The following is a 20,470-nucleotide window of genomic DNA, read 5'->3' as shown; positions in this document are numbered from 1 at the left end:
GAGGTATACCATGAACTTTGAACTAACAAAAGAACAGACAATGATTAAAAAAATGGTCAGAGATTTTGCTCAAGAAGTGATCCAACCTAGAGCGATTGAAATTGACAAAGAAGCAAAATTTCCGGTGGACATCTTTGAACAAATGGGTGAGCTGGGATTATTAGGAATTCCGTTTTCGGAAAAATACGGCGGTTCTGGCGGAGATACCATCTCTTATGCTTTAGCTGTAGAAGAAATTGGTCGGGTATGTGGGAGCACCGGATTAAGCTATGCAGCCGCGGTTTCACTTGGAGCTAGCCCGATTTATTATTTTGGAACTGAGGCACAAAAAGAAGAATTTCTAATGCCTTTAGCTGAGGGGAAAGCATTAGGTTCCTTTGGTTTAACAGAACCCAATGCAGGTTCAGATGCTAGTGGTACGAAAACAACAGCCGTTGAAGATGGCGATGACTATATCATCAATGGCGAAAAATGTTTTATTACAAATGCCAGTTTTGCTAAAACAATTATTGCAACAGCTGTAACTGGAAAAAATGACAAAGGAAAAAACATTATTTCTGCAATCATTGTTCCAACAGATACAAAAGGGGTCAAGATTACGAGTAATTATGACAAAATGGGCGTCCGCGGATCAGACACTGCAGAAATTGTATTAGATCATGTACGTGTACCAAAGAAAAACTTACTTGGCGATCCACAAAAAGGGTTCAATCAATTTTTATATACATTGGATGGTGGAAGAATTTCCATTGGTGCATTGGGCTTAGGAATTGCACAAGCTTCACTTGATAAAGCTTTAGCTTATGCCAAAGAACGTACTCAATTTGGCAAACCGATTTCTAGCTTCCAAGCGATTCAATTTAAATTGGCTGATATGTCTATGGAAGTAGAGCTTGCTAGAAACATGGTTCATAAAGCGGCCTGGTTAAAAGATAATAATAAGCCTTTTAGTAAAGAAGCAGCCTACGGCAAGTTATATGCTACTGAAACAGCCTTTCGTTCAGCAAATCAGGCAATCCAAATCCATGGTGGTTATGGTTATATGCGCGAATACGAGGTAGAAAGATATTTACGGGATGCTAAGTTATTAGAAATTGGAGAGGGTACTTCCGAAATACAACGCATGGTTATTGCCAGACAACTAGGTTGCTAGATAATGCTGAAGAGAAGCCAATTCATATCCCAATCAGGCAGCGATTATCTATCCAGAACGCCTTACAGAAAACGAGAAAGTAATAACAAAAGCGACAGGGGGTTATCGTTTATGATTAAAAAAATACTCATTGCAAATCGTGGGGAGATTGCCGCGAGAATTATCCGTGCCTGTAAAAAGCAAGGTATTCAAACTGTAGCGGTTTATTCTGAAGCAGATCAAAAGGCACCATATGTTTTCATGGCGGATGAAAGCTTTTTACTTGGTCCTCCACGTGTAGTTGAAAGCTACTTAAACATGGAGAAGATCTTGAGAATCGCAAAAGAAACAAACGCAGATGCAATTCATCCAGGGTATGGTTTTTTAAGTGAGAATGATCAATTTGAGAAGAAATGTACAGCAGCAGGCATTATATTTATTGGTCCAACAGGAGATGTCATGAACAAAATGGGCAGTAAGATTGCCGCACGAGCAGCAATGCAGGAGGCGGGAGTACCCATCGTGCCAGGAACTGATGGTGTTATTGATACTGCTGAAGATGCGGTGAAAGTAGCAAATGAAATTGGTTATCCAATCATGTTGAAAGCATCAGCTGGTGGTGGCGGTATTGGGATGCAGGTTGTCCATACAGATGATGAATTAATCAAAGCATTTGCCGGGAATTCCAAACGGGCCCAAACATTTTTTGGTGATGGTGCCATGTTTATGGAGAAAAAGCTGGATCATGCACGCCATATTGAAATACAAATTTTAGCTGACCAGCATGGCAATGTCGTTCATTTATTTGAGCGGGAATGCTCGATTCAACGGCGAAATCAAAAAGTAGTTGAAGAAGCACCATCAACCTTTATTTCTGATCAAACGCGGCAGAAAATGGGAGAAGCTGCTATCAATGCTGTAAAAACACTCGGGTATACCAATGCAGGAACAATTGAATTCTTAGTTGATGAACAGGAACAGTTTTACTTTCTGGAAATGAATACAAGAATCCAGGTGGAACACCCAGTAACAGAAGAAATAACCGGAATGGATATTGTAGAAGAACAGATTCATATTGCTAACGGGAAAGCACTAACCATTGAGCAAGGTGATCTTAAGATAGATGGCCATGCCATTGAAGTACGTATTTATGCGGAGGATCCAGTAACCTTTTTCCCATCCCCTGGGCACATTACAACATTTACGAAGCCCATTGGTGAACGGATCCGTAATGAGGTGGCAGTGACAGAAAATTATGATGTAACACCATTTTATGATCCAATGATTGGGAAACTGATTGTTAAAGGATCTACAAGAGATGAAGCAATCAAGCAATTAATAGAAGCACTTCAACAATATAAAATTGAAGGAATTAAAACAAATATACCTATGTTGTTAAAAGTTATTGACAGTGACCGGTTTAAGGCGGGAGACACAACAACAGCATTTGTCGAAGAACATTATTTACCAACAGTTTAAAACAAATTAGGAGGCGTTATCATGGAGGAAATAAAGGCAAGTATGGCAGGAAGTGTTTGGAAAATCACAGTCAGTCAAGGAGAAAGCGTTGAAGAAGATCAGGATATTGTTATCTTGGAATCAATGAAAATGGAAATACCAATTGGGGCAGAAGAAGCTGGAACAGTAAAAGAAATAAAAGTAGCTGAAGGTGATTTTGTCAATGAGGGTGATGTGATTGCAATTATTGAGTAATACACCTTTAATGAATACGAACTGACAAAACGATAGCTTTCGTCATAATTTTATGACGTAAAGCTTTGTTTTGCTAGACACTATCAGGTAAAGGAGATACATATGGTGAATACTGTTGATTTAAAGATTGTTGAGGAGCATATTGCAGTTGTTACTCTCCAACGTTCAGAAGCAGCAAATGCATTGTCAAAAGCATTATTACAGGAATTAGATGATGTCATTCAGAAGATCAATCATGATCCGAAGATTTATTGTACGATTATTACAGGTGCTGGAGATAAGGTGTTTTGTGCCGGTGCAGATTTAAAAGAACGAAAAGGTATGTCAGAAGAACAAGTGATTAACGCAGTACAATTCATCGGGGAAACAATTACTGCAATTGCTCAGATGCCGATGCCAGTCATTGCTGCATTGAATGGGTCTGCCTATGGTGGAGGATTAGAATTGGCGTTGGCCTGTGATCTAAGAATTGCTGCTGAACATATCAAAGTTGGTCTAACAGAAACATCTCTGGCAATTATTCCAGGGGCTGGGGGTACGCAGCGCTTAACGAGATTAATTGGAATTGGTCAGGCGAAACGATTAATTTTTACGGGCAAGCCTATTATAGCAGAGGAAGCATCGACACTTGGTTTGGTTGAACAGGTGGTAGAGAAGGACCACTTATTAGACGAGGCATTAAAACTTGCAAAAGTAATTGCAGGAAATGGACCGATAGCAATTCGTCAAGCCAAAGTGGCCGTTGATAAAGGAATCCAAACAGATATTGCTACCGGGTTAGCGATTGAACATTTATGTTATAAGGAAACCATTCCAACAACAGATCGGATCGAAGGTTTAACAGCATTTAAGGAAAAAAGAAAACCCGAATATCAGGGAAAGTAATCGTAGGAGGCTATCTCATGTCATATGTTGAAACACTACAAGAAAGAATAGAAGGAATAGAAAAAGGCGGGCAAGAAAAATACCATCGAAAGAACGAAGAAAAAGGGAAGTTGTTTGTTAGAAAACGATTAGAATTATTATTTGATGATGGCATGAATATAGAGGATGCATTTTTTGCCAATTGCTTGGATGATGCGTTACCTTCGGATGGTGTGGTGACCGGAATTGGAAAGATCAACGGGCAATCTGTTTGCGTGATGGCCAATGACTCGACTGTTAAGGCTGGATCATGGGGAAAACGAACGGTGGAAAAAATTATCCGTATTCAGGAAACCGCAGAAAAGTTAGAAATACCAATGCTATATTTGGTAGATTCTGCTGGCGCAAGGATTACCGATCAAATTGAAATGTTTCCAGGCCGTCGTGGTGCGGGAAGGATTTTCCATAACCAAATCAAGTTATCTGGTAGAGTGCCGCAAGTCTGCTTATTATTTGGTCCATCAGCAGCTGGTGGTGCTTATATCCCGGCATTTTGCGACATTGTCATTATGGTAGACGGGAACGCCTCGATGTACTTAGGTTCACCCAGAATGGCAGAAAAAGTAATTGGTGAAAAAGTGAGTCTCGAGGAAATGGGTGGGGCCAATATGCATTGTTCTGTCTCTGGCTGTGGAGATGTATTGGTCAAGACGGAAGAAGCGGCAATAACCTATATACAAAAGTATTTGAGCTACTTCCCGGCCAACTTTCGGGAAAAGCCACAAACAGTTGATCCAAAGGAAATCAAATCTATAGAGAAAACCATTACGGAATTAATCCCGGAGAACCAAAATGCTGCATTTAATATGCATGATCTCATTAAAAAGCTAATTGATGAGGATAGTTTTTGTGAGGTAAAGAAGAAATTCGCACCTGAATTAATTACTGGATTAGCTAGGTTGAACGGTAAATCAGTCGGTATTATCGCGAATCAACCAAGAATGAAGGGTGGCGTTCTCTTTCCAGATTCAGCGGATAAAGCAGCCAAATTCATTCAGCTGTGTGACGCATTTAATATCCCATTGCTATTCTTAGTTGATGTTCCAGGCTTTATGATTGGTACAAAGGTAGAAAGAGCCGGAATTATTCGCCATGGTGCAAAAATGCTTGCGGCAATGAGTGAAGCGACAGTTCCTAAGATTTCAGTAATTGTCAGAAAGGCATATGGCGCTGGTTTATACGCAATGGCAGGTCCTGCATTTGAACCAGACTGCTGTCTAGCCTTGCCAATGGCACAAATTGCTGTAATGGGACCTGAAGCAGCAGTGAATGCTGTGTATGCGAACAAAATAGCCGAATTACCTGAAGAAGAACGGCCCGCATTCATTAAAAAAATGCAGGATGAATATAAGGACGATATCGATATCTATCGATTGGCATCTGAAATGGTCATCGATGCTGTGGTTGAACCAGAAAAACTAAGAAATGAGTTAGTACGCCGTTTTTCTATCTACGAAGCGAAAAATATAACGTTCACGGAAAGAAAACATGGTGTATATCCTGTATAAAGAATCGAGAAGCTTTGGTCTAATCGCCAAAGCTTTTTCTAATCTTTCATCCAAGGGTTCAATAATATTATTATGTAAACTAAGAAGGGATTAATTCATTTTTTTCCTGATTAGTGTTATCGTATAAGTAGATCAAATCATATAAATATAAGTAAAAGTATAGGGTTACAAATTGATGGTGATGATTGTAAATGAATGAATATCTCCCATCATTCCATTCGCTTTAAGAGCGCTAGTTACAAAGTTAATATCCGTATCCATGATTTTTCCTAAAAAATGGAGGTAGTATACAATGAAAATTAAAGACTTTATGATTGAAGATGTTATTAGTGTGAAGAAAGATACAACGGTAAAAGATTTATTAAAAACATTGGTTGATCATAAAATTGGTGGTGTACCGGTAGTTGATTCTGATAATAAATTACAAGGTATGATCAGTGATGGTGACGTTATTCGTTTCTTGCAGCCTAGTGCTCGAACGGTATATGATATGTTTTCACTTATCTTGGTGAATGAAAGAGAGAATCTGCAACAAAAGCTTGGTTATTCCATCAGCCACCCGGTAAAAGAAATCATGCGGAAGAAAAATATCCAGGCCGTTCATCCGGACGATAATATTGAAGCTGCACTAACAATCTTATCGCAGTATCATTTTAAAAAGATCCCCGTCATAACAAATGAGGATAAAGTGGTCGGTGTCATCAGCCGTGGTGATTTATTAGACTTTATAACAACAAGGTTAATTGTGGAATTAGAAGAAGAAAACGATAAATAATCGATGAAAGTATGCCTTCTCATATATTAGCTAGAAATACTGTGTGAAATTACGTATAATAGAAACTAATTATTGGCATATGAGAAAGGACATGAACACCTTGATGGTAAAAGAAAGAACACATTTACAAACGGATCTTGAGCACATTGTAGCTCTCTATGAAGTCATCCAAAATAATCATGATGAAATTAATGCAGCGAAAATGGAAGAATTATATGAAAAACTGAAAAGAAAAGAATTAATGATCAGTTTTGCTGGTCATTTTTCTGCTGGAAAATCTTCAATGATTAACGCGATTCTAGGTGAAGAAATCTTACCAAAAAGCCCAATCCCGACGAGCGCTAACGTTGTGAAAATCACAACAGGTGAAGGGCTGGCTCGTGTTTACTTTCATCATGGGCATCCGATAGAATATAAAGAACCATATGATATGGAAATGATAAAATCGTACTCTAAAGATAAAGATTCGATAAAAAAGCTGGAAATCAGTACAGCAAAGAAGATTCTTCCTGATGGTGTGGCTATCATGGATACACCAGGTATTGATGCCGCAGATGATGCGGATCGTTTAATGACTGAAGCATCATTGCATCTTGTAGACGTGTTGTTTTATGTAATGGATTATAATCATGTTCAATCAGAGGTTAATTTACGATTTCTTCAAATGCTACAGGAGAAAAAGATTCCATTCTATGTCATTATCAACCAGGTTGATAAACATGATGAAACAGAAATTGCCTTTGAAGCGTTTGACAGGAGCGTTAAACAAACCTTTGAGCAATGGAAAATAACCCCTAAGTATATCTATTATGCTTCCCTACTTGATAATGACGCCAAGCATAGTCAGTTTAGTGAGATAAAAGATAAATTGTTTTCTATCATGCGTAGCGACAAGGAAGCGTATCTTAATATTGATCATGCCGTAAAACAAGTAGTTGATGTTCACAAATACTTTTTAAAAACAAAATACGAAGATAAAATGGCAGGTTATACGGAAAATGAGCAGGAAACGGAAAAACAGGTATCAAGTGTAAGTGAGCTTGAACAAAAATTAATAGATATAGAAAATGAGAGACTATCTTTAAAGGAGGATTTTCAGAGAGATTTAAATCATACACTCAAAAATGCTTATTTGATGCCCTCGGATTTACGAGACAAGGCAGAAGCATTTCTTGCCTCACAGCAAAGTGATTTCAAGGTAGGCTTATTTGCATCAAAGAAAAAAACATTACAGGAACAGGATGCCAGATTATCTGCTTTTTTAACACCGCTACGGAAAAATATAGAAGCAGCTGTACAGTGGAAGTTACACGACAAGTTTAATCAGCTATTAAAGCAATATGACTTATTGGATCCAACATTGCGGGAGCGAATAAGACAGGAAATAACCATTTCTTATACAAAAGATGATCTCTTTAAAGTGCTCAAACCAGGCGCCAAAATCAATGGGGACTACTTATTAAATTATACAAATGAATTGGCTGCAGACATTAAAAGCAAGTTTAGAAAAAAGGCACGCTCTTTTTGGGGAGTAGTGGAACAGGCAATTCAGACCAAGAACAGAGACAAAATAAAATCATACGAAACAGAATTGGAAGAACTAAAAAAGGCGCAGGCGAACGTCAATGAACGCAATACACTTCAAGCACAATTAGATGAGAAAATAAAACTGCTTACCAATCAAATGACTGCGCCAGTGCCAGATCAAGTGGTTTGGCAAACGCTCAAAGATAGAATAGCAGATAAGGAACAACTGATTGTACAAGCAGATGAACAAAAAACGCTTAACGATCTAGATATTCAATTGACTGATCACGAAACTAAAACAACTGAAAAAGCGCCGGTGAAGCAGACACAGTCAGCGGAAGATGTATTGAAAAGTGTTTCGCAAACAATGGATGCCATACATGATTTACCAGGATTCCAGGCAATTATAAATGATTTAAAGGAAAAACAGTTCAGTTTGGAAAATCGTGCTTATACGATCGCTTTATTTGGTGCTTTCAGTGCGGGAAAGTCATCGTTTGCAAATGCATTACTTGGGGAGCGCGTATTACCTGTTTCTCCTAACCCAACTACTGCTACTGTTAATCGAATCCGACCAGTTACAGAATCCTACAAACATGGTACCGTCGTAGTGAACTTGAAAGATCATAATACGTTAAAAAATGATTTACTGTTAATTACAAAAAAGTTCTCGCCAAAGGAAAGTAGTTTGTCTGAGCTATTGCAATGGATACAAGCTAATAATCTACAACACGATCCGCGATTAAATAATATGTATCAAGCCTATTTACAGGCAATGATTACAGGCTTTCCCGGAAACGAGCATTATATTGGAAAGACCGTAAATCTCTCGCTGGAAGATTTTGCTGCCTATGTTTCCGATGAGACGAAGGCGAGTTTCGTTGAATCGATTGATTTATACTATGATTGTCCGATTACCAAGCATGGGATTACATTAGTGGACACACCAGGAGCAGATTCTGTAAATGCCAGGCATACAAATGTGGCTTTTGACTATATAAAACATGCGGATGCGATCCTTTATGTTACTTACTATAACCATGCGCTGTCACGTGCCGATAAAGACTTTTTGATGCAGCTAGGGCGCGTAAAAGAATCATTCGAATTAGATAAAATGTTTTTCATGATTAATGCGGCAGATTTAGCGACAGACGATGAAGAACTCCTACTGGTGACCAATTATGTGCAGGAGCAATTGATTCAACTAGGTATTCGTTTTCCACGGCTTTACCCGGTATCCAGTAAACAATCTTTACAAAATAAACTAGCGCAGCATAACCTAAATGAGCAAATGCAGCATTTTGAGACAGACTTTTATCAATTTATTTATAATGACTTATCTGCACTTACCATTCAATCCACATTGTGGGATATCAATCGGGGATACGATACAATGAAACATTACACGGAATCATTGCATTTGGATGAACAAGAAAAAGCCGCCCAGCAGAACGATTTATTAAATAAAAAAGCACAGCTAATACAGGAAATTTCTGACGTGCAAATAGGGGTCTATGCTGATCAAATTCAACAAAAAGTGGCAAAACAACTGTTCTATGTACTGGAAAGGTTGTCCATTCGTTTTCATGATATGTTCAAGGAGTACTTTAACCCAACAACCATTACAGAATCCGGTCGGAAAGCCCATGAACAATTAAGAAACAGTGCACAGGATCTGATTGATTATGCTGGATTTGAATTACATCAAGAGATACAAGCTGTTTCCCTACGAGTTGAATCATATATTCAATCACAGGCAGCTGAATTTTATAAAGTTTTAGCGGAAATGAGTACACAGATCGATAATACCTTGGCATTACCAAACTTTGAAGCTATGCCTATCGAAACGCCAGAATATGATAAGGCTTTTCAACAGGTGGATCTAACGGAATTTGATAAGGCTATTTCACTATTTAAAGGAACAAAGGCTTTCTTTGAGAAAAACGAAAAGGAACGAATGAAAGAAGCTATTTATGATCGCTTACAACCATTCGCCAAACAATATGTAGAAAATAATTCTAAAATAATGAATGAGTCATATCGCATCCAATGGGATGAGATTGCTAACATCGTTAAGTCGAATATAACGCAATATGTGGAGAAGCATATGGATGATTATTTAGAAATGCTATCCTCACCTGTAGATATGACAACATTAGTTAACAAGCAAGGTAAATTAGAGGCGATTTTAAATCAGTATGCCAAGGAGGATATGTAAGGGATGGAGAAACAACGTGTATTATTAGTAGATGGAATGGCTTTGCTGTTCCGAGGATTCTTTGCTACCTCATTCCGGGGTAATTATATGAAAACAACGAAAGGTATGCCAACGAATGGTGTTTATCAATTTATGCGTTACTTTTTGGATGCCGTAGATACATTTAACCCAACACATGTTATTTGCTGCTGGGATATGGGAAGTAAAACATTCCGAACCGATTTATATGATGGGTATAAAGCGAACCGTCCTGCACCACCTGAAGAACTTGTTCCCCAATTTGAACTAATTAAAGAGGTAGTAGCGTCCTTTAATATGCCAAATATCGGATTAGAAAACTTTGAGGCAGATGATTGTATTGGAACCTTAGCAAAATTGTATGGTGTGGATGATGATGTAATTATTTTGACAGGTGATCAGGATATACTACAACTTGTCGATGATGGTATACAGGTCGCTATTATGCGCAAAGGGCAGGGTAATTATGAAGTTTTCAATCAGGAGAACTTTTATGATAAAAAAGGTATATACCCAAATCAAATAGTAGATTTAAAAGGATTAATGGGAGATTCGGCAGATAATTATCCTGGTGTTAAAGGAATCGGGGAAAAGACGGCTACGAAACTTTTGCAGGAACATGAAACGATAGATAAACTGTTAGAAAATATGGATCAATTACCGAAGGGCGTTCAAACAAAAATAAAAAATAATATGGACATGCTGCACTTATCACGGGAACTTGCTGAGATAAAGTGTGATGTACCTATTAGTTGTCATTTAGACAGTGCCATATGGGCGTTTGATAAAACACGTGTCGAGGAAAAGTTTACGGAACTGGAATTTAAAAATCTAGCTAAATTATTGTAAGTTCTTTTGCTGTTACACTAAAAAGTGTGACAGCTTTTTTGATTGTTGAATGCCTCTGAAGCGAGGGGAGGATAAATACTATAATTACATCAAAATAATACCTCCCAGGGGGTAATTTTCACAAGGTGCAAACTCATTCTTTATAACGAACGTCTTTAATATACCCCCTACCTCGGGTGTATATTAAACAATATATTTAAGCGGTGATGTATTTTGTTTTTTATACAACGTGGGGGTATCTTGATGTTAGGAGGGGGTATATTGAATCGTCGGGGATAAACAGTTTATTTGATTGTATTTTTAACGTAAACTGTATAAACAAGTTTTCAAAGGGGGAATTTAGATGCCAAAAATCTTTGTATACGGCACATTGCGAGATGGGGAATCTAATCATCACTTTTTACAAAACGCTAGTTGCTTATTGAAGCAGACTTGGGTACATGGTGAATTATTCGATACAGATTGTGGGTATCCAGTAATGAAATCGCATGATATTGAAAAGGTAATTGGAGAAGTTTATGAAGTGTCATCCTCGGTTCTAGCATCGATCGATGAACTGGAAGGCTATCAAATGAACGGTACAAATAATTTGTATGAACGAATAACACTTGATGTTTATAATGATAAGGGCGAGTCTATCAAAGCGATTACCTATATAAACGGACGTTCCTCATTCAAGGCTACAAATAAAATCGCATTTGGCGATTGGAAAGTATATAACTATTTACAAAAAGACAAGCTTCTCTATTATGCATATGGTTCCTGTATGGATGATGAACGGTTCAAAAAAGCCAACGTTGATCATTACTTTCTCGATTTGAAGGGTATGGGATTATTAGAAGAACACGGTTTGCGATTTTCCCACAGTACAGCAGATGGTGGAAAAGCAGACATCGTAGAAGCTGAACACGAACATGTAGAAGGAAAGGTTTATCAAGTGCCTAATCAGGCAATCGATTATTTATACAAGCGTGAAGGTGTGTTTACAAATAGTTATCGTCCAGCTGTGGTAACTGTTATAATTGATGGGCATAGGACAGAAGTGTTAACATTTATTGTGATAGATAAAAACCCGGAGACACCACCATCCGTATTATATAAGACAGAAATCATACGGGGCGGAACAGGAATTTTGGGTAAGGATTATTTAGAAAATATAACTTCACGTATGAATAAGTTGTGTGTAGAAAGGTAGGTTAACATGGTATTTTCAGAAAGGGATTTAAATATATGGAAAAGTAAATATCCATTATTAACGGATATTATTGATTTGGGTCCTGTGTTTTGGTTGAATTCTAATTTGAAATGTATGACAGATTCGCCACCATTGCCGGTGTCTAAACGTGATATGGAAGAGGCTGAAAGTTTATGGGAACGTTTCATTCCGTTTTTTAAAAAGGAATTTCCAGAAACAAAGTCTACGAATGGGGTGATTGAATCCCCACTGAAAGAGATTGCTACGATGAAAACAGAATTGGAGCAAAAAGCTGCATTAGCCATTGATGGTGCGTTATATCTAAAATGTGATAACCAGCTACCGATTGCAGGCTCTATCAAAGCAAGAGGGGGCATTTATGAGGTTTTACAGCATGCTGAAGCATTGGCAATGAAGGCAGGTCTCATTAACAAAGAATCGAATTATGAGATATTCTCCAGTGAACCAATGAAAGAACTATTTCAGCAATCCACAATAGGGGTAGCATCCACAGGGAATCTTGGATTAAGCATTGGAATAATGAGTGCAAAGTTAGGATTTAAGGTATCCGTTTATATGTCTGCAGATGCCAAGCAATGGAAAAAGGATTTACTCCGTTCCAAGGGAGTAACAGTCTATGAAATTGCTGGAGATTTTAGTGAGGCGATACGTGAGGGCAGACAAAAGACAATTGCTGATCCTATGGGGTATTTTGTAGACGATGAGGATTCCAAGCATCTATTTTTAGGCTATAGTGTTGCTGCACTTCGCCTGCAAAAACAACTCCAAGAAAAGCAGATAAAAGTGGATAAAGAACACCCATTATTTGTGTATTTACCATGCGGAGTAGGTGGTGCGCCGGGTGGTATTGCATTTGGCTTAAAACAAATATTTGGTGACCATGTACATTGCTTCTTTGTTGAGCCAACACATTCACCAGCCCTTTTAATTGGGTTGCTGACAGGCGAAAAAGAAAAAGTAAGTGTGCAAGACTTTGGCATTGATAATCATACAGATGCAGATGGCTTAGCAGTTGGTCGACCATCAAGTTTTGCAACATCGATCAGTGAACATTTAATCAGTGGTATCTATACGGTAGAGGATAACACTTTGTATAACTTACTTACTTTACTTGTAGATAGTGAAAATATCTACCTAGAGCCTTCTGCAACAGCCGGACTGACTGGGCCTAATCGGGTAAAGCAAACAAATTATATGAAGCAACATGACATAAATAGTGAACAAGTAACACATATTGCCTGGGCCACAGGTGGAGATCTGGTTCCTAAAGCAGATATGGAGCAATTTTATGAGAAGGGCAAGCAAATCGATTAATTAACATCCTTCCTGTACATTATTAAGTTATTTCCCAAAAAGATGGTTATATGAATCGCTTTAATGGGGACTATAATGAACGGGAGGTGATTTGAAATGACCGTAGGAACACAAATGCAGCAAGCAGTCGCGAGTTGTGAAAGTGCACTAGCCAGTATTAAAGGATTTGCATTGGAAACAGAAGATCAAAACGCAAAGCAAATGTTTCAAAACATGGCTACGCAGCAACAAACGGTGCTTGATAATTTAAATGCAAGATTACAATACATTCAATCTGAAGAGCCACAATTTAAAAATTAAATCATTAAAAAGATCATCCTAGTAGATGGTCTTTTTCCTTTTTTGAGTATTTCTTTCGTTACTTGGCAGAGAAGGAAAATAACCGTTATAATGGAATATAGATGAATAAGAGGGAGGAATGAATCTTGTTATTCACTTCAAAAAAGGATTTGTGGATTTCGATCATTATATGGGGGATATCAATTATGGGGATTGTTGTCTCGCTACTGAAGGGCGATACGATAGCATTATTAGTTATGCTGCTATTTGCAATGATTTTATTGTGGTTCTGGTTTAAAACGGATTATAAAATTACAGAAGATAAAATTAAAATCCGCTACGGTCCTATCAGGCAAACTGTTCAAATTCAAGATATCAAATTAATTATTAGAGCTAAAACACCGCTAACCTCACCTGCGTTATCATTGGATCGAATACAAATTACATGTGGAAAATTTGATGTTGTCGCAATATCTCCGATGCACCAGCAGACATTTATTGAAAAGTTGATGGAACTAAACGAAAATATCTCTGTTGATGACCGGTTGCTGGAGTCCAAGTAATGCGTTCTTAAAGTACATTTTAGCAGGTGTTTATTAGTTACCGGGAGGAATTATAGAATGGAACAGTTAGAATTGCTTGTTACATTATTTGAACAAAATCGTAACAGGGAACAAGCTATTCAGATGGAAAGTTATATGAAAAATAAATTTGTATTTATCGGCATTAAAACACCAGCAAGAAGAGAATTAACAAAAATATATTTTAAGGAAAGCGGCATTTTGAAAGAATCTTTCCAAGTTGACTTGGTTCTAGCGTTGTGGAAGAAGAAAGAACGCGAGTATCAAAATGTTGCACTTGATTATATAGAAAAGTCGTTAAAAAAGCTTCAAAAAGAACATCTTCCATTATTGGAATGGCTTATCTCTACAAAATCATGGTGGGACACGGTTGACATGCTTGCGCAGAAGGCTGTGGGGAGGATTGCGATGGATAACCCTGAAGTAATAGTGGAAACGATTGAAGGCTGGGCCTACGGGGATCAATTATGGTTGCAACGTTCAGCAATTCTCTTTCAATTAAAGTACAAAGCAAAAACCAACGAAAAGCTATTGTATCGTTACATAAAACAAAATGCAGCGAGCAAAGAATTTTTCATTCAAAAAGCAATAGGTTGGGCTCTAAGAGAATATTCTAAGACAAATCCATTATCAGTAAAACAGTTCATAGCGGATAATGCACTGCCCAAGTTAAGCGTGCGAGAGGGAAGTAAGTATCTTTATTGATGCATGTAAAATAATGGAGAATAGGTATGTTCGTCATATCTTTTTACAATTATTTTTGGTGTTTATTGATTTTAAGCTGTCCCTTCTAAGTTCCCAGTAGTAAATTTGAGGAAATCCCCAATGTACCCAAACATCATGGGCAAGGGATGTACCTACAAATAAAAACATTTGCCAGTCAAAGTGCTCCATCACAATCACTCCTCTATAATATAAGCTATTAGCGAATATACCTGTCTAAGAACAGTGGAGTGGAAATAAATGAAGTTATATTCTATTTGGAACTAGGGCGTTAGAATAACTTTAATGCAATTATCCTCTCTTTCATTAGAAATATCATATCCATTGGCAGCTTGAAATCAATTATTGAGTTGATTGATCATTGGAATATTCCACTGTATACTCATGAATTGGAGATATAGCTTTTACGATCTTCGTAGCGGTAGCGGTTATTAAAGGTCTTTCTAAAATAGTTAATCTTCTACGGATATTTTTTGTAGGAGCAATCACTGCATTGTCAGTTATATTGCGTATCAAATTTGCAATATCACTCGACTCCTAAAGAGGATAAATCTGTTGTAAAATTAACTTCTCTAAAAAGTAGAGATGCAAATCATTTGCGATTTGCATCCCCAATTCGTGTGCTTTTTATACTTTAGCCCCTAGAACTGAGATGATTGTTTTTCCTTTTTACTTTTTTCCATCGTTTAATCTTCTTGCTTCTTCAGGACTTGACATTTTTGTTGCACCTTTATAGCGAAGACCCACATCACGGTCTGATTCCACGCGTCCACTTTCTTTTAACTTTTTTTCTTGACGGTCTCTTCCCATTTTAGCACCTCCTAAGCCTTAAGATGAGTCTTTTAAAAGGGATTTATTCATGAAAAGGAATACGCTTGTATCATGGTACTGGTAAAAAAAGTTACTCTTACCCGAAACAGATGCTTTTTCTACTTTTAGAAATATCATCTGCAAGCAGGAAATGAGGTAATTTCCAAGAATTACAATATGCAATAAAACGTGCTATATCTTTTTATAAATCGTATATTTAGGTTTTATTTTCTGATATTCTTGTAAGAGAAGGATTTTTTATAGTGATAACAAAGGAGCCTTTACATTGAAACATATTATTCTTGGCATAGCTGGCATTATGATGATTGGCTTAATCATCGGATTGATTTATTATCAAAACACTATTAAAACCGCATCTTTGCCGCAAAACCCAACTGCACAAAATGCACAAGAGCAGGAGACAGTGCAGGAACAACCACTGCATGCTGCTCATACTATTGATTACTCCTTAGATAACGATGAGCTAAACATCACATTTGACAGGGGAGAGAGTTGGACGAAAGTGCCGATTGAATTAGAGAATGTATTTGATGGGGAATACAATGGGAACAAACAAGAACTAATTGATAATAGCTATATCCTTACAGAAAGTCGTGTCGCATTCTTATATTCAGATGGCGTAAACTGGGAAAGTAAAAAAATCATATTAACTTACTCGGTTGACCAGGGTAAAACTTGGGAGGATACGGTTGTTGCGGAACCATTTCCCGCTATCCGTTTCCGAAAAGTTGATTTTATCAATGATGAATTTGGATATGTCATTATTTCTGGCGATCGTACCATGTCACAAGAGCTTTCGATTGTCTTTTTAACGCATGATGGTGGTAAAACTTGGGAAGAAACAAACAATTCAGGTGCAACAAGATTAATCTCGGATGGTGGATTTATAGATGAGAATACTGGATTTTTATCTTTTGGGACGATAAATCCGCAAGAACCGGACGTTTATGTGACGCAAGATACTGGAGATTCATGGCAGCAAGCAGCATTTCATATACCAACAAAATACGAAGAAATTTTTGTTAATGCGGAAATACCGGTTAAAGAAGATGACCATTTGGCAGTTTTAGTCAACCAAGGCCCTAATGGTGACTATAGAGGTGGGGAAGTGAAGGGGAAATTTGTTTCCAATGATAATGGGGAAACTTGGGATTTCTCTAGGGAGGTGGAGCCGAATGAGACGGAAGAATAAATATATAAAAATGATAGGTTGGATACTCTTACTTATTGCAATTGGCTTTTTCTGTTTGCAAATGGGATACTTTTACGTACATACAAGGTTTCAAGTAGCGTATGTCGATAATCGGATTTTTTACATCATCAATATGGTTTGTGTAATCTGTTTGGCCCTAGCACTTTTGTTCTTACTTACACCTACGAAAAAGTGGAAAATGATTGGTACTAGTGTTTTGATCATTTTCATTATTGTTAATACAGTATTGTTGGTTAAAAGTAACCAGCAAATAAAAAATGTTATTAGCATTTCGCCCGACATGAAACATGTATTTTCAATTAAAGAAGATATAGAGCGTGGTGAAGCAGTTTATTACAGGTCCTATTACTATATTCTAGCCCGTCCGAAAGAAAGATTACCTTATGAGACACAAAGTACATTTCATGTGGAGTGGTTAGAGAATGATGTGGCCGCAGCTACTTACAAAGCTACTGATAATTCGATTCAACAATTCGTTGGCACTTATGGTGACCGTGGTGGAGGTAGCTCTTATTACTATGTCGGGGCAGAAATTCAAGGCAAGTGGGAAGGTAATAATGCCCAAGTTATCAGTAATACAGAAGGGATCTCTGTTATTGAAAACGGCAAAACAGAATCATTTGATTGGGATCACATTCAACAATTTGGCACACTTGCTGTTGTGCTAATGGATGATAACGAAGCTGCATGGACGATAGCATTAAATAAAAATATTGAAATCAATTCCAATGGCTTGGTGCCACAAACAGGTGATATTAGCTTATATAAAGCGACGCTGGAAAAGAAGAATAAGCCAACCGTACTTCATTTTACGGATAAACAAGAGTAAGTCATGTAAAAGGTTAATCTCGGATTAAATACAGACGTAATTAAGGAAAGTGTGGATTGTGATCCGTTTATTTTGCCTTATGAGCAATTAATATGTAATGAGATTATGGATCTTCATCAAAACAAACTGGTGGAAATCGACCACATGGTTATAATATCGCCAATTTAATTAATGAATCCTTATCTTTTACATAATGATTCCTTGTACAACTAGACCGAGCACTAATCCTAGAAAGATAGAAGATAGTGTACCTAATAAGAAATATTCGGCCCAGTTTCGATCATCTAACTGTTTGAATCGTGCGATCGACTTGGCTGCGATAATAAAAGCAATAGACTGGTATGCTCCGATCGCTGTTAATATAATAACAAGCAACCTTTCTATATAGCCGATGAGCTTTCCGCGCGAACGAAGCGGGGTGGAGTAGGTAAAATAATGATATTCCTCCGTAAAATTGCTTTCTGTTTTAGGTTGATTTTTTTCTTTTACATTGTTCATTTGATTTCTCAATGTAAGTTCGCCTTCAAAGTTGGCAAACTCTGATGGCAATGAACCGATGATATATTTTACGATATGGCCGCTGACACTTGTAGCCAAAATGTAAATGATGATCATAGATAATGCTGTGTTGAACGGGCTTAAACTACTTATCCCATACAAGTCCAAAAGATCCGCTGCCATTTTTGTAGCTTTCATAGGGAAGAAAAGAATGCAGGTTAGGAGTATCATGATGACATGTAATACTTGATCTAATAAAAAGTATCCAAGTCTTTTCATATTATCTGTTGTGCCTTTTGGAATGGAATCTACTATTTTTATTTTTGACAAATCAATCAAAAGATGTGTGATTATAATAAAAGCGTAAGGTAGAATAAAATAGTAGATTATATGTTGAAATTCGTATTGGTGACCCCATATAACAGCAAGTACGATTCCTGTTGTTAGTAGATGGTGGAATAAGTGTTTTTTTAAATGTTTTAGTTTATTTTTCACCATTTGATCCGATTGCAACCAAAAGTCAGCGATTAAATGTGCGAGAAGGAGCAATAGTACAGTCATTATAATCTCCTTTCTTTAGGAAAATAATCGTGTAGATGGTTCAATACATTTTGTCTAATGTTTGTTTGCAACTGATCCGTTAGACGATGCTTATCTTGTGTATCTAATGAATCCAGCACCTTAACAATGTCATAAAAAGCATGCAAGATGACTTGCGTTTTACCCTGTTTCATATGATGGGATATCGTAGCTGTTGTTCTTTCGAGATATTGGCTTACCTTATTTTGTTGGCCGAGCATTAAATATAAAGAACAGACGAGAGATTGTATTTCGGTTTGTTCGTTCATTTGTTCTTGCTTTAGAGTTAAACTGGTATTGATTAATGTTTCGAATTGTTTGCTAAAAACGGTGAAGCCTTTTTCACCTGAAAAATCCGGTAATGCAAAGCGAAATAGTAATCTGTTCTGTTGTTCTTTCAGGTAATCATTGGCATTTCTTGCTTGTTTCATTAATGGATGAATCCAAGTTTCTATGTTTATTATGCTTAAATCCTCTTGAATATCACCAAATGATAGGCCGAAATAAGGTTTATGATCTGTGAACTTCCAAATATGGCTTATATAGAAAGCAAGTGTATACGCTGAGGCATAGCCACTACATACAACGGCCAATTCATCACCAGCACGGTGACTAATCTTTGTCACAACAATATTTTGGGTCCAATCAGCAATGCTAATTTTTAATTGCTGTAGATATTCACTTAATTCATTCCCAATATTTTCTTTAGATGAATTACTTATATCCATGATGAAGATAGAGACTTCATATGACATGTATAAACATCTCCTTTCATATCCAAAGTACAGAGAAGTTGGATTATATAATCGAATATAACAAAAGTAAGATGAAATAGTCAAACTTTATGAGTGTTAGATGATTTAGACTAATATATAGTGTAATATTTGTTGTGAATTAATTACATGGTAATGTTTGATATCAAATAATTTATATACAGTAGTTTATACAATTCTTAAATTAATAGATAGAACAAGAACGACGATTCATTATGAATAAAATTAATCAATTGAAAAATAGCTTAAAGAGAATGAATTTTAAGCTCGACAGTTGTGGTATCAGTAGAAAGTAGGGGACGTATGGTTCAAATTCGTGGCATATACCCGGTGATAAAAGATGCTGAGAAGTGCCGCCTGAATTATCGATATTTATCTGGATGATATTATGAATCATGAATTCAATGGGATATAGCCTTATTGATTTGCATGAGCATGAGTTTTTTAAGAAGGGTTATCCGTTGAACGGGGTATTATTGACACATTACCAGATTTCGCAGTACAAATAGATGATTTAGAATTACATCAATTAGTTTATACTTTCTTGTTTCAAAAGACCTTAAAAGAGAGGGAGTTAAGATTTTCTTGTTAAAACTAATAGTTTAAATAATTACTTCTTCTAGTTTACATAATATTTATTATCGGAAGTTATAAATAAAACGCAATTTACCATCTCATTGTAAAGTATACTCTGGATAGTGAGACAAGAATTAAAAAATACGCTATAAATTAATATAGATTCACTAAAATAAATCGCAAAATGATCTTGCTGCTCGACTATGTTGCATAATGCTTATTCTCATGCAACGACTTTATAGTTATTGCTGTATAATATTCCATCCGCATTTGCATCAGGATTTTGTTTTGGCCTATTTTGATTTTGTATGGCTACAGTTCATTCTGGTATGTGTCCTAATTCTTTGACCTATTCTTTTTATGCTTCTGCATGTGGATTAAGCGCCCCAAAATC

At 36.9% G+C, this 20,470-nt stretch carries 18 protein-coding genes; 15 read left to right on the top strand and 3 right to left on the bottom strand.

The features are described 5' to 3' along the window. Nucleotides 1-10: 10 nt before the first annotated feature. From JOC34_RS03850 to JOC34_RS03790, 13 genes are all read left to right on the top strand, one after another. Nucleotides 11-1,153 carry an acyl-CoA dehydrogenase family protein gene (locus JOC34_RS03850; protein ID WP_205135386.1) on the top strand — a complete coding sequence of 381 codons (1,143 nt, stop codon included), beginning with the start codon at nucleotides 11-13 and terminating at the stop codon, nucleotides 1,151-1,153. A gap of 111 nt (nucleotides 1,154-1,264) precedes the next feature. After that, nucleotides 1,265-2,611, top strand: coding sequence for an acetyl-CoA carboxylase biotin carboxylase subunit (locus JOC34_RS03845; RefSeq protein WP_205135385.1), 1,347 nt, complete (start codon nucleotides 1,265-1,267; stop codon nucleotides 2,609-2,611). 21 nt (nucleotides 2,612-2,632) lie between these two features. Next, nucleotides 2,633-2,845: an acetyl-CoA carboxylase biotin carboxyl carrier protein subunit gene (locus JOC34_RS03840; protein WP_205135384.1), complete on the top strand. Its 213-nt coding sequence runs from the start codon at nucleotides 2,633-2,635 to the stop codon at nucleotides 2,843-2,845. A 102-nt stretch (nucleotides 2,846-2,947) separates the two neighbouring features. Next, nucleotides 2,948-3,730 (top strand): enoyl-CoA hydratase, encoded by a 783-nt coding sequence (locus JOC34_RS03835; protein ID WP_205135383.1) that lies wholly within the window; start codon nucleotides 2,948-2,950, stop codon nucleotides 3,728-3,730. 17 nt (nucleotides 3,731-3,747) lie between these two features. Then, nucleotides 3,748-5,277 (top strand): acyl-CoA carboxylase subunit beta, encoded by a 1,530-nt coding sequence (locus tag JOC34_RS03830; protein ID WP_205135382.1) that lies wholly within the window; start codon nucleotides 3,748-3,750, stop codon nucleotides 5,275-5,277. A 292-nt stretch (nucleotides 5,278-5,569) separates the two neighbouring features. Next, nucleotides 5,570-6,052 (top strand): CBS domain-containing protein, encoded by a 483-nt coding sequence (locus tag JOC34_RS03825; protein WP_205135381.1) that lies wholly within the window; start codon nucleotides 5,570-5,572, stop codon nucleotides 6,050-6,052. A 91-nt stretch (nucleotides 6,053-6,143) separates the two neighbouring features. After that, nucleotides 6,144-9,797 (top strand): dynamin family protein, encoded by a 3,654-nt coding sequence (locus JOC34_RS03820; RefSeq protein WP_205135380.1) that lies wholly within the window; start codon nucleotides 6,144-6,146, stop codon nucleotides 9,795-9,797. Nucleotides 9,798-9,800: 3 nt separating this feature from the next. Beyond that, on the top strand, nucleotides 9,801-10,664 hold the full coding sequence (locus JOC34_RS03815; RefSeq protein WP_205135379.1) for a 5'-3' exonuclease: 864 nt from the start codon (nucleotides 9,801-9,803) through the stop codon (nucleotides 10,662-10,664). A gap of 343 nt (nucleotides 10,665-11,007) precedes the next feature. Further along, nucleotides 11,008-11,859 carry a gamma-glutamylcyclotransferase family protein gene (locus JOC34_RS03810; RefSeq protein WP_205135378.1) on the top strand — a complete coding sequence of 284 codons (852 nt, stop codon included), beginning with the start codon at nucleotides 11,008-11,010 and terminating at the stop codon, nucleotides 11,857-11,859. A gap of 6 nt (nucleotides 11,860-11,865) precedes the next feature. Continuing rightward, on the top strand, nucleotides 11,866-13,194 hold the full coding sequence (locus JOC34_RS03805; RefSeq protein WP_205135377.1) for a D-serine ammonia-lyase: 1,329 nt from the start codon (nucleotides 11,866-11,868) through the stop codon (nucleotides 13,192-13,194). Between the two features lie 96 nt (nucleotides 13,195-13,290). Further along, nucleotides 13,291-13,494: a DUF1657 domain-containing protein gene (locus JOC34_RS03800; protein ID WP_205135376.1), complete on the top strand. Its 204-nt coding sequence runs from the start codon at nucleotides 13,291-13,293 to the stop codon at nucleotides 13,492-13,494. Nucleotides 13,495-13,619: 125 nt separating this feature from the next. Further along, nucleotides 13,620-14,036 (top strand): PH domain-containing protein, encoded by a 417-nt coding sequence (locus JOC34_RS03795; RefSeq protein ID WP_205135375.1) that lies wholly within the window; start codon nucleotides 13,620-13,622, stop codon nucleotides 14,034-14,036. 57 nt (nucleotides 14,037-14,093) lie between these two features. Then, on the top strand, nucleotides 14,094-14,759 hold the full coding sequence (locus JOC34_RS03790) for a DNA alkylation repair protein (protein WP_205135374.1): 666 nt from the start codon (nucleotides 14,094-14,096) through the stop codon (nucleotides 14,757-14,759). 687 nt (nucleotides 14,760-15,446) lie between these two features. Here the strand turns inward: JOC34_RS03790 and JOC34_RS03785 are convergent. Continuing rightward, nucleotides 15,447-15,587: a YpzI family protein gene (locus JOC34_RS03785; protein WP_205135373.1), complete on the bottom strand. Its 141-nt coding sequence runs from the start codon at nucleotides 15,585-15,587 to the stop codon at nucleotides 15,447-15,449. A 286-nt stretch (nucleotides 15,588-15,873) separates the two neighbouring features. Between JOC34_RS03785 and JOC34_RS03780 the strand changes: the two genes are divergently transcribed. After that, nucleotides 15,874-16,800, top strand: a complete 927-nt coding sequence (locus tag JOC34_RS03780) for a WD40/YVTN/BNR-like repeat-containing protein (RefSeq protein ID WP_205135372.1) — start codon at nucleotides 15,874-15,876, stop codon at nucleotides 16,798-16,800. Then, nucleotides 16,784-17,650 (top strand): hypothetical protein, encoded by an 867-nt coding sequence (locus JOC34_RS03775; protein ID WP_205135371.1) that lies wholly within the window; start codon nucleotides 16,784-16,786, stop codon nucleotides 17,648-17,650. Before JOC34_RS03780 ends, JOC34_RS03775 begins: the two co-directional genes overlap by 17 nt. A gap of 186 nt (nucleotides 17,651-17,836) precedes the next feature. Here the strand turns inward: JOC34_RS03775 and JOC34_RS03770 are convergent, their stop codons facing one another. Beyond that, nucleotides 17,837-18,709, bottom strand: coding sequence for a DUF3307 domain-containing protein (locus JOC34_RS03770; protein ID WP_205135370.1), 873 nt, complete (start codon nucleotides 18,707-18,709; stop codon nucleotides 17,837-17,839). Next, on the bottom strand, nucleotides 18,709-19,482 hold the full coding sequence (locus tag JOC34_RS03765; RefSeq protein ID WP_205135369.1) for a hypothetical protein: 774 nt from the start codon (nucleotides 19,480-19,482) through the stop codon (nucleotides 18,709-18,711). The genes JOC34_RS03770 and JOC34_RS03765 overlap by 1 nt, the downstream gene beginning before the upstream one ends. Between the last annotated feature and the right edge of the window lie 988 nt (nucleotides 19,483-20,470).

The sequence above is a fragment of the Virgibacillus halotolerans genome (assembly GCF_016908515.1).
GTDB lineage: Bacteria > Bacillota > Bacilli > Bacillales > Amphibacillaceae > Virgibacillus_M > Virgibacillus_M halotolerans.
This window is presented reverse-complemented; position numbering and strand designations above follow the sequence as displayed.